The sequence below is a fragment of the Cellulomonas endophytica genome, from assembly GCF_004123805.1.
Classification (GTDB): domain Bacteria; phylum Actinomycetota; class Actinomycetes; order Actinomycetales; family Cellulomonadaceae; genus Cellulomonas; species Cellulomonas endophytica.
Genome location: NZ_RWJX01000097.1, coordinates 1 through 10665 on the forward strand (window position 1 = coordinate 1; position 10665 = coordinate 10665).

General features: G+C 79.8%; 5 protein-coding genes. All 5 read right to left on the reverse strand.

The window, feature by feature from the left end; all coding sequences use genetic code 11:
* A partial coding sequence (locus EJA20_RS16820; RefSeq protein ID WP_129339691.1) for an FtsK/SpoIIIE domain-containing protein occupies window positions 1-3860 on the reverse strand: 3860 nt, incomplete at its 3' end.
* A 286-nt stretch (window positions 3861-4146) separates the two neighbouring features.
* Entirely contained in the window at window positions 4147-5694 is a 1548-nt protein-coding gene (locus EJA20_RS16825; protein WP_420836450.1) for a DUF7059 domain-containing protein, read from the reverse strand.
* Window positions 5695-5741: 47 nt separating this feature from the next.
* Entirely contained in the window at window positions 5742-6815 is a 1074-nt protein-coding gene (locus tag EJA20_RS16830; protein ID WP_129339692.1) for an endonuclease/exonuclease/phosphatase family protein, read from the reverse strand.
* A gap of 119 nt (window positions 6816-6934) precedes the next feature.
* Window positions 6935-9388, reverse strand: coding sequence for a sodium-translocating pyrophosphatase (locus EJA20_RS16835; protein ID WP_129339693.1), 2454 nt, complete (start codon window positions 9386-9388; stop codon window positions 6935-6937).
* A gap of 169 nt (window positions 9389-9557) precedes the next feature.
* A complete protein-coding gene (locus tag EJA20_RS16840; RefSeq protein ID WP_164984040.1) occupies window positions 9558-10517 on the reverse strand; it encodes a nucleoside hydrolase in 960 nt (319 codons plus the stop codon).
* Between the last annotated feature and the right edge of the window lie 148 nt (window positions 10518-10665).

Here is a 10665-nt window from a genome sequence, read left to right on the forward strand (position 1 = left end):
AGGGCCGCGGCCGCCGCGTCCACCGCGGCGGCCTGGGCGGCGGGGTCGGCCGTCCCGCCCGGCGCCGCCAGCTGGAGCTCGTGCCCCGGGCCGGCCAGGACGCCGCGACCGGGCGGTGCGTCGGCCCGCAGCACGTCGCGCGGCACCCCGAGCGCGAGCAGCGCCGCGTCGTCGGCCTGCCGCAGCACCACCCGCGGCCCGACCGCCCCGGCGAGCGCCGTCGGCAGCGCGGAGGGACGCTCCGCGGTCATCGCCACGTGGACGCCGAGCGGCCGCCCCTCGGTCAGCACCCGGGCGAACGCGGTCCACAGCGGTGCGCGGACCGGGTCGGTCTCGAGCCCCTCGCGCAGGGCCGCGACCCCGTCGACGAGCAGCAGCACCCGCGGCAGGTCGGTGGCACCGGACCGCCGGCGCAGGGCCTCCAGCCCCCCGGACCGTCCGTCGGCGGCGGCCGCGGCGCGCTCGTCGAGCAGCGCCGTCAGCCCTGTCAGCAGGCGGGCCACCCGCTCGTGGTCGGCGGCCTCGACGACCGACCCGACCGCGGGCAGGGCCTCGAGGCCGCGCAGCCCCCCGCCGGTGAGGTCGAGCACGTGCACGTGGACGGGGTCAACGCTCGTGGCGGCCGCGAGCGCGACGGTCCGCAGGGCGGTGGTCCGCCCGGAGCCCCCGGCGCCGAGCACCACGAGCGCGCCCTCGCGGTCCGGCCGCCACACGAGGGGGCGCCGCGCCTGCTCGGCGGGCACGTCGAGGAGCCCCAGCGGCAGCTCCGCGCTCGGGCGCCCCGGCGCGAGGTCCGTCGCGAGCACCGCGGGGAGCTCGGGCAGCCACGGGCGCCGCGGCGGCGGCACCGCGGCGAGGGCCGCCGCGGCGGCGACCGTCGCCACGACGCGACGGGCGTCGGTCGGGCCGCTCTCGTCGTCCGGGGCGTCCGCCGTCCCCGACGGGCCGTGCGCCGCGACCCCGCCGGACCCGGACGCCGGAGCGCCCCACGGCACCGCGGGGTCGGGGCCGAGCGTCTCCAGCGCGACGGTCGTGCCGCGCCGGCCGTCGCTGCGCCCGCCGGCCCAGCCCGTCTGGAAGACGGCGACGCGCCCCGGACCCGTCCGCACCGCGCCCCGTCCGGGGAGGGCCGGGTCGACGTGCGCCGCGACGGGGACGCCCAGCACGTCGACGGAGTCGTGCTCGTCGGCCATGCGCAGGGCGACCCGCAGGGACGTGTTCGCCCGGACCGCGTCCGTGACGACGCCGGCGGGGCGCTGCGTGGCCAGCACGAGGTGCAGCCCCAGCGACCGGCCCCGCTGCGCCACGTCGAGGACGCCCTCGACGAACTCCGGCACCTCGCGCACGAGGGCCGCGAACTCGTCGACCACGATGACCAGGGCCGGCGGGGTGTCCGGGTCGCCCGTCCGCTCGAGCGCGAGCAGGTCCTTCGCGCCCTTGCGGGCCAGGAGCCGCTCGCGGTGCCGCAGCTCGGCGCGCAGCGACGCCAGGGCGCGGCGCACCAGGTGGCCCGACAGGTCGGTCACGAGGCCGACCGTGTGCGGCAGGTCGACGCAGTCGGCGAAGGCCGCGCCGCCCTTGTAGTCGACGAGGAGGAACGTCACGCGGTCCGGCCCGTGGGCGGCGGCCAGCGCGAGCACCCACGCCTGGAGGAACTCGCTCTTGCCCGAGCCCGTCGTCCCGCCGACGAGGGCGTGCGGCCCCTGGGTGCGCCGGTCGAGGACGAAGGGACCGTCGACGCCCTGGCCGACCACGGCCCGCAGGGTCCCGTCCACGCGGCGCCGGCCCGACGCACCCCGCCCGCCCACGCGGGACCCGGTGGCGCGCCACCGCGCCACCACGGCGGCCGCGTCCTGCGCCACCTCCGGGCCCGTGAGGGCGAGCAGGGGCACGGACCGCGGCAGGTCGGAGTCGTCGCGGGCGGCGGCACCGGCGTCGGTGACGCCGCAGAGGTCGCGCGCGAGCGCCGTCGCGGACGCCGCCGTCAGCGTCTCCGCCTCGACCGGGGTCCACGTGCCCGCACCCGCGTCGCCGACGACCGCCGCGCACCGCCCGACCCGCACACCGGCCGCCGCCGTCCCGCCAGGCCCACCCGCGTCCGCCACGCCCCCCGGGGGCTCGTCGTCGTCCGGCGCCGCCCCGCCGACGGCGAGGAACGTCCGGCACGCCGACGGCAGGGCGGGCACGCCGGACGCGCACCAGAGCACGTGCACGCCCACGGCGGGACCCTCCTCCGCGAGCCGTACGAGCGCCCCGCGGTCGGCGGGGGCGTCGTCCTCGACCACGACGAGGAGGGCCGGGCGCGACCCGCCGCCCGCCGTCCCCCCGCCGGCGCCGCGACCTCCCGGGCCCCGGTGCGGCCCCCCGCGGCGCGACGCCACGACCTCCTCCACACGAGCGACGAGGTCGGCCGCGGCGGCCGGCGACGAGGCGAGGTGCGACCCGGCGAGCGGGCTCCCGGCGTCGGCGGTGTGCGGCAGCCAGGCCGCCCAGGCCCAGCCGGGCGCGCTCGACGAGGAGAGCACGGCGGCGACGACGAGGTCCGCGGGCGCCGCCAGCGCCACGAGGCGCGCGACCAGCGCCCGGGCGGCGTCGCGGCCGGCGGGCTCCGCCACCCCGAGGGAGCCGCACGCCCGCAGGTCGGCCAGGACGGGCACGGGCCCGACCGTGCGGAGCCCCGCCACCGCCGCCGCGAGCTCCTGCCAGGCCTCGGCGGTCGCCGCCCCCCGCGACGGCGTCCGGACCTCGACGCGCGAGGCGCCCTGCCCGTCGCCGAGCCGCACGACGAGCGCGTCGGCCCCGTCGGGCCGGCGGGACCACAGCAGCGGGTCGCGCCGGGCCGCCGCCACGAGAGCCTCGGCGGTCGTGGGGTGCTCGAGGCGCCGGATGCGCACCTCGTCGCCCTGGTGCCGTCCGACGTCCCCCACGAGCGCGGCCAGCGACGCGCGGAAGGCGGCGAGCGCCGCCCGGTCCCGGCGCCGGTCCGTGGTCCGCCGGTCCCACCAGGCGCCCAGCGCGAGCAGCGGGCTCAGGCCCACGAGCAGCAGCGTGACCGGGGACCGCGTCACCGCCAGGAGGGCGGCCCCGAGCACGAGCGGGGCCAGCACCCCGACGAGCGGGAACCGCGAGGGGGTCCCCGGCTCCGGCGGCGCGGGGGCGTCGAGGACGACGGGCGGCAGGGCGGGCACGACGCGCGGCGACCGCACGACCGCCGCCGGTGCGGCACCGGCCCCCGCCGCCGCGTCCGTCTCCACACGGAGCACGGAGTCGCCGACGACCGCGAGGTCCGCGCCGCCCAGGACGACCCGCGGCACCCGTCCGCCGGCGACGACGATGCCGTCCGGCGCGCCGGCGTCGACGAGCTCCGTGCGTCCGTCGACGCGCAGCCGGGCGTGCAGGGGGGCGACGCGCGGGTCGGTGAGCACGACGTCGCACCCCGGGTCCCGGCCGAGCGTGCTCACCCCGCGGGGCACCTCCACGACGAGGCCGGCGTCGGGGCCGGCGACGACGCGGACGACCGCGGCCGGCGACGCGGCGGTGCCGGTCCGGCGGTGGGCACCCCGGGACGGGACCGCGACGACCCGGACGTCGCAGCCCGGCGGCACGGGATCGTCGGCCAGCGCGACGGCGGGGGCCAGGACCCGGGCCGCCCCGCCGGCGGGTGCGGCCACGGCGAGGGTCCGCGCCCCGCGCGGTGCCGCGTCGGGCCCGTCGACGGACGGCCCCGACGCCGGGTCCAGGGACGGGTCGGCGCGCACGAGCGCCTCCGCGACGTCCCCGGCCGTGGCCGAGCCGTCCGCCACCAGGACGAGCGGGGTCGTCGACCCGTCCGCCCGGCGCACCGCCACCCGCGTCCGCACCCGCGTCCCCCTCGTCCCGCCCCCGCGACCCCCGCGGCACCGGCGGTAGCCGGTGCCGCGCACCGGACGGTGCCCGGCGCGCGGACGCTAGCCCGAAGCCCCCGCGCCCGCGGCGCCCCCTGTGGACGATGGGCCGCCGGGGGGGTGGGCACGCGACGCGGGAGGGGCGACGGACGCGGGGACGGCAGGCGCCGGGCGGGGCCGCCGCCGGTCAGGTCGTGACCGGCCAGGTCGTGACTGGCCAGGTCGTGACCGGCCAGGTCGTGACCCGCCAGGTCGTGACCGGTCAGGTCGACGCGGGCAGGAGCAGGAGCCCGTCGCGCACGAGGTCGCGGGCGCGCGGCAGCACCTCCGCCGCCACCTCCGCGGCGCCGACCTCGAGCAGCGCGGCGAGCGCCCCGACGATCTGCCCGAGCGTGAGCTCCCCGTCGCACGCGCCCACGGCTCCCGCGAGCACCGTGCCGACCTGCACGGTCCGGCCGAGCCCGCCGCCCTGGCGCAGCAGCACCACCTCGGGGTCCGCCGCGCCGGGGCGCAGGTACCGCTCCTCCGTGACGTCGGGCGCGACGACGAGCGCGAGGTCCGCCAGCGCGGCGTCGTCCAGCGCGGCCAGCGCGTCGTGGGCGTGCAGCACCGCGCCGAGCACGGGCCCCAGCGGCTGCCGCACGGTGCCCGTGACCTCCTCCAGGCGCCGCAGCCGGGGACCGGGGCCGGCCGGGCGCCGCAGCGTCACGATCCCGAAGCCGACGGCCTCGACGTCGCGCGCGGCGAGGTCGTCGAGCCACGCGCCGTACCGGGCCCGCCAGCCGGCGCGGTCGCCCTCGGGCGTCGTGCCGCCGTCGCGGATCCACATCTCGGCGTACTGCGCCGGGTCGAGGAGGTCGCGCTGGACGACCCAGCCGTCGAGACCGGAGGCGTCGACCCAGGCGCCCACGCGCTCGTGCCACTCCTGCCCGCGGTGCACCTCCCAGTTCCCCAGCAGCTGCGCGACGCCCCCCGGCTCCAGCACGGCGCCCAGGCCCTCGACGAGCTCCTGCACGAGAGCGTCCCCGGCGCGGCCGCCGTCGCGGTACTCGTACGTGGGCACGTCGGCCCGCCGCGGCGTGATGACGAAGGGCGGGTTGCTGACGACGAGGTCGAACCGCTCCCCCGCGACGGGCTCGAGCAGGGACCCGTGGCGCAGCTCGAGGCGGTCGGGGCCGAGGCCGGCGAGCGCCGCCGTCGCGCGCGCGAACGCCAGGGCGCGCCGCGAGACGTCCGTCCCGACGACGTGCTCCGCGTGGCGCGCCGCGTGCAGCGCCTGCACGCCGCAGCCCGTGCCGAGGTCGAGGACCCGGCGCCGCGGCTCGCGGACCGTCGCCTGGGCCAGCAGCGCCGAGGCGCCCCCGACGCCGAGCACGTGGTCCGTCCGCAGCGCCCGGCCCGTCGCCAGCTCGCCGAGGTCGGACAGCACCCACCAGCCCGCGCCGTCCCCGCCCTCCCCGAGGCCGTCCTCGACGGCGTAGGGGCGCAGGTCGACGCGGGCGCGGACGCCGTCGTCGGGCGCGGCACCGGCCGCCCCGACGAGGCCAGCCGCCGCCGCACCGGCGACGCCGAGCCGGGGCAGCGCCGCCGCGACCGCCGCCACCGGCACGGCCTCACCGAGGAGGAAGGACCGCACCAGCGTGGCGACGGGCTCGTCACGGCCGTCCGTGGCCCGCAGCGCGGGGACCGCCTCGCCGCGGTGGAGCGCCGACGCCGCCACGGGACCGAGCAGCTCCTCGACGCCGTCGACGGTGTACCCGGCGTCCGCGAGGTCGGCGCGGAGCGCGGCGGCGCCGGCGTCGTCGAGCACCGGCACGTCGGGGACGTCCGGGACGTCCGCGGCGGCGGCGCCGGCCGTCACGCGGCCCCGCCGCGACGTCCGGCCGGGGCGCCCTCGCGCGGCGCCGCGACAAGCAGGTCGACCACGACGGGGCGGTGGTCGCTCGCGCGGGCGACGAGCGGCCCGCCCGGCACCCAGGAGCCCACCACGCGCACGCCCGTCGGCGCGGCGGCGCCGGCGGCGGCCGGCGTGTCCACGGCACCGCCCCCCTCACCGGTCCCCCCGGACGCGCCACCGGTCCCGGCGACCCCGCCGCCGGCGGGCACCGCGGGGGTGTCCCGCGGCCGCCGGGCGCGGGCGACCCGCAGGAACCGCGGCCCGCGCGCGGGCACCGGGGCCGGCGCGTCCCCACCCGTCCCCGCCGGGTCGGCGGGGGCGGCGGGCTCGGCACGCGCGGGCTCCACCGGCGGCTCGACGAGCACCGCGTCGATGCGCTTGCGGGGGCGCGCCGCCGGGAACGTCGGGATGCCGCCGCCGGCCGCGACGGCCGCGTCGACGAGCCGCTCCCCCAGACGCCGCCAGGAGGGGCCGCTCGGGAGCTCGTTGAGGTCGCCGAGCACGACGAGGGGTACGCGCCGGCCGCCGGCCGCACCGCCGGCACCCGCCTCCGCCCCGGCTGCGACCGTCCTGGGAGCGGTCGTCCCGGGGGCGGTCGGTCCCGTCCCGGTCGTCCCGGGTGCCGCGAGCTCGGGCCGCGCCAGCAGGAGCTCGAGGTGCCGCGCGCGCTCGCGCGCGTCGAGGCCGAGGTGCACGACGAGCACCCGCAGGCCCGCGACCTCGGCCAGGCTCGCCCCGCGCCGGGTGCGTCCGGGCCGCCACGGCAGCCGCACGGCGCGGGCGTCGGCGACGGGCAGCCCGGGGGCCACGAGCAGCGCCGTGGTGCGGGCGCCGCGCCCCGACACGACGGGCACGAGCCCCGTCCGGCGCGCGAGGCGGGCCAGCCGCCGCCGGCCGAGGGGGCCCCGCGGCGGCTCCTGCACCGCGAGCACGTCCGGGGACTGCGCCGCGACCACGGCCGCGACGGCCCGCGCGTCGTCACGCAGCCCGCGCACGTTGTAGGTCATGAGCCGCAGCGTCGTCAGGTCGCTCACGCACCGCCCCCTCCACGCACCCGGGCGGGTGCGTCCGCGGCATCGTGCCACGGAGCGCACCCGCCCGGTCGGTCGTCGCCCCCGGTCGGGGCCTGTCGGCGGTCGGTCCCTGCGCCGGCCTAGACGCGCCGCGCCGGGTCGACCACGTCGGGCCGCGCCGTGGGCCGGTGCGGCACGTTCTCCACGCCGGCCGGGTGGCCGTTGGCCTCCACGGACGGGACGGCCCCGCCGACGGAGCCGGTCGCGGCCGCGGCCCCGGTGCCGCCCGCACCCCCGGCGCCGCCGCCGAGGTGCGTCTCCTGCTCCAGCCGGCCCTCGGCGTCGACCCGCGCCGCCCGCAGGCGGGACAGGACGATCGCCCCGAACGCCACCGCGGTGGCGGCCAGCGCGATGCCCAGGCGCGCCGGGGTGCTGGCGCCGTCGCCCACGGAGACGGCCACGACGGCCGGCGCGATGAGCAGGGCGACGAGGTTCATCACCTTGATGAGCGGGTTGATGGCCGGGCCGGCGGTGTCCTTGAACGGGTCGCCGACGGTGTCGCCGATGACCGCCGCGGCGTGGGCGTCGGAGCCCTTGCCGCCGTGGTGGCCGTCCTCGACGATCTTCTTCGCGTTGTCCCAGGCGCCGCCCGAGTTGGCGAGGAACACGGCCATGAGGACGCCCGTGCCGATGGCGCCGGCGAGGAAGCCCGCCAGCGGGCCGACGCCGAGGCCGAACCCGACCGCCACGGGCGCGGACGCCGCCAGCAGCCCGGGGGTGGCCAGCTCGCGCAGGGAGTCGCGCGTGCAGATGTCGACGACCTTGCCGTACTCGGGGCGGGTCTCGCCGGTCATGATCCCGGGGTTCTCCCGGAACTGGCGGCGCACCTCGAAGACGATGGCGCTGGCCGCGCGCGTGACCGCGTCGATGGCCAGGCCCGAGAAGAGGAACACCACGGCGCCGCCGAGGATCACCCCGACGAGCGTGACGGGCGAGATGATGTCGTAGCTGGTCATCGCCGCGGCGATGTCGCCCCCGAGGTCGGGGCCGACGTCCGCGAGCGCCGTGCGCACCGCGTCGGCGTAGGAGCCGAACAGCGCCGTGGCCGCCAGGACGGCCGTCGCGATGGCGATGCCCTTCGTCACGGCCTTCGTCGTGTTCCCGACCGCGTCGAGGTCCGTGAGGATCTGCGCGCCCTCCTCCGTGACGTCGCCGGACATCTCCGCGATGCCCTGGGCGTTGTCGCTGACGGGCCCGAAGGTGTCCATGGCGACGATGACGCCGACCGTGGTGAGCAGCCCGCAGCCGGCGAGGGCGACGAGGAACAGGGCCAGCGCGACGTTGCCGCCCGCCAGCAGGAACACGCCGCAGATGGCGGCCGCGATGATGCCGGCGGTGTAGACGGCCGACTCGAAGCCGACGCCGATGCCGGAGAGCACGACCGTGGCCGCACCCGTGAGGGTCGTGCGCGCCACGTGCTTCGTCGGCTTGCTCGTCGTGCCCGTGAAGTACCCCGTCACCCAGAGGATGACGCCGGCCAGCAGCACGCCGATCGCGACGGCGCCGGTGGCGACGAGCCGCGGGTCGCCGCCGTGGGTCTCCAGGCCGGCGGTGCCGCCCGTGAAGGCCGCGAAGGACGACGGCAGGTAGACGAACGCGGCGACCGCGGCGAGCAGCACCCCGACGAGGGCCGAGACGTAGAAGCCGCGGTTGATGGCCGTCAGGCCGCTCTCGTTCCCCCGCACGCGGGTGGTGAAGACGCCGAGGACGGCGACGAGGGCGCCGATCGCGGTGACGACGAGGGGGAAGACCAGACCCTCCTCGCCGAAGGCCGCCCGGCCGAGGATGAGCGCGGCGACGAGCGTGACGGCGTAGGACTCGAACAGGTCCGCGGCCATGCCGGCGCAGTCGCCGACGTTGTCGCCGACGTTGTCCGCGATGGTGGCGGCGTTGCGCGGGTCGTCCTCGGGGATGCCCTGCTCCACCTTGCCGACGAGGTCCGCGCCGACGTCCGCGGCCTTCGTGAAGATGCCGCCGCCGACGCGCATGAACATGGCGAGCAGCGCCGCGCCGAAGCCGAAGCCCTCGAGCACGGCGGGCGCCTCGTCGCGGTACAGCAGGACCACCGAGGAGGCGCCCAGCAGGCCCAGGCCGACGACGGACATGCCGACGACGCCCCCGGTGCGGAACGCGATGCGCGCGCCCTCCGCGCGGCCCCCGGGCCGGGAGGCCGCCGCCGCCACGCGCACGTTGGCGCGGGTGGCGAGCCACATCCCGAGGAACCCGATCGCGGCGGAGAACAGCGCCCCGACGAGGAAGAACACGGACCGCCCGACCTTCACGCCCGCGTCCCCGGGCAGGAGGAGCAGGAGGGCCAGCACGACCACGGCGAACAGGGACAGCGTCCGGAACTGCCGGCGCAGGTACGCCGAGGCGCCCTCCTGCACCGCCCGCGCGATGTCCTGCATCCCCAGGCTTCCGGGGTCGGCGGCGAGCACCTGCTGACGCAGGAGCACCGCCACGGCGAGGGCGGCGACGGACACCACGGTGATGACCCCGGTGATCACGAGGCTGGCCGACGAGAGCTCGAGCATGCATCCTCCCCTGGCGCGAGGGGCACCCTTGCCCCCCTGCTGTCCGGTCGACTCTGGCCGGACCCGGCTGAGCATAGGTGCCACCCCGCACCCTGGCGACGGCCGGCGTCCGCGTCCGGCCACGCCGGGTCACCCGTCCGGCCCATCCCCGGGGCCAAGGGGCCACCCGTCAGAGCGACGCCAGGCGCCCCAGGACGTACCGCGCCGCCGCGTCCGCGTCCACGTCGACCGCCACCCGGCAGGTCGGCGCGGGCGCGTCGGCCTCCTGCAGCAGGTCCGTGACGACCACGCCGCGCCCCGGGCCCTCCGTGACCACGTCGATCGCCGCGTCGGCCCACGTGAGCAGCTCCGGCCGGACGAGGGCGGCCACGGCGAGCGGGTCGTGCAGGGCGGTGCTGCGGGCGTCCTCGGGACGGCCGGGCGCCTCCCGGGCCGACCGCTCCACCCACGCCCGGGTCGCCTCGGCCGCCGCCCGCCCGAAGGGGCCGCCGCCCGCCGCGAGCGCGTCGGCGTCCTCGAGCGTCACGCGCACCCGCAGGGTGACGTCGAGCCCGACGAGCCGCAGCGGCGCGCCGGCGTGCGCGACGGCGCGGAACGCGTGCGGGTCGTTCCACACGTTCCACTCCCCCGGCAGCGCGAGGCTGTTCGGGTGGCTGCGCAGGTAGGAGCCGCCCATGACGACGACCTCGCGCACGGACCGCGCGACCGCCGGGTCGAGCGCGAACGCCAGCGCCACGTTCGTCACCGGCCCGATCGCGACCACCGTCACCTCGCCCGGGGCGTCGAGGACGCGACGCGCGATCTCGGCCGCCGCGAAGCCCGGCGCCGGGTGCCGGTGGCCCAGCCGGGCGCGCACGTCCTCGGGCAGGGGCCGCGCCCGCCCGGGCTCGACGAGGGGCGCCGCCGCCCCCTGCACGACCGGCACGTCCGGGCGGCCCAGCCGCTCGAGCAGGTCCAGCGTCAGCAGCGTGGCGCTGCCGACGTCGGTGTTGCCGTGCACGGTGGTGACGAGCTCGAGGTCGATGCCGGGCTCCGCCAGCGCGAGCGCAAGGGCGAACCCGTCGTCGATCTCCGAGCCCGGCTCGCCCATCGACAGGTCCGTGTCGAGCACGACGCGCACGCCGCCCACCGCCCTCACCTCGTCCGACGGCCCGACCGCCTCCGCGGCGCCGGTCCGGCCGCGCGCACCCGCCCCGGCGCCCGCGACGCTACCGGCCGGCCCCGGGGTCGGCGGCGGGGTCGGCGGCGGGGTCGGCGGCGGGGCCGGCGGCGGGGTC

Bases quoted from the DNA above. Each gene is read 5' to 3' on its own strand.
- EJA20_RS16835 (WP_129339693.1), bottom strand. From the start codon at position 9,388: ATGCTCGAGCTCTCGTCGGCCAGCCTCGTGATCACCGGGGTCATCACC.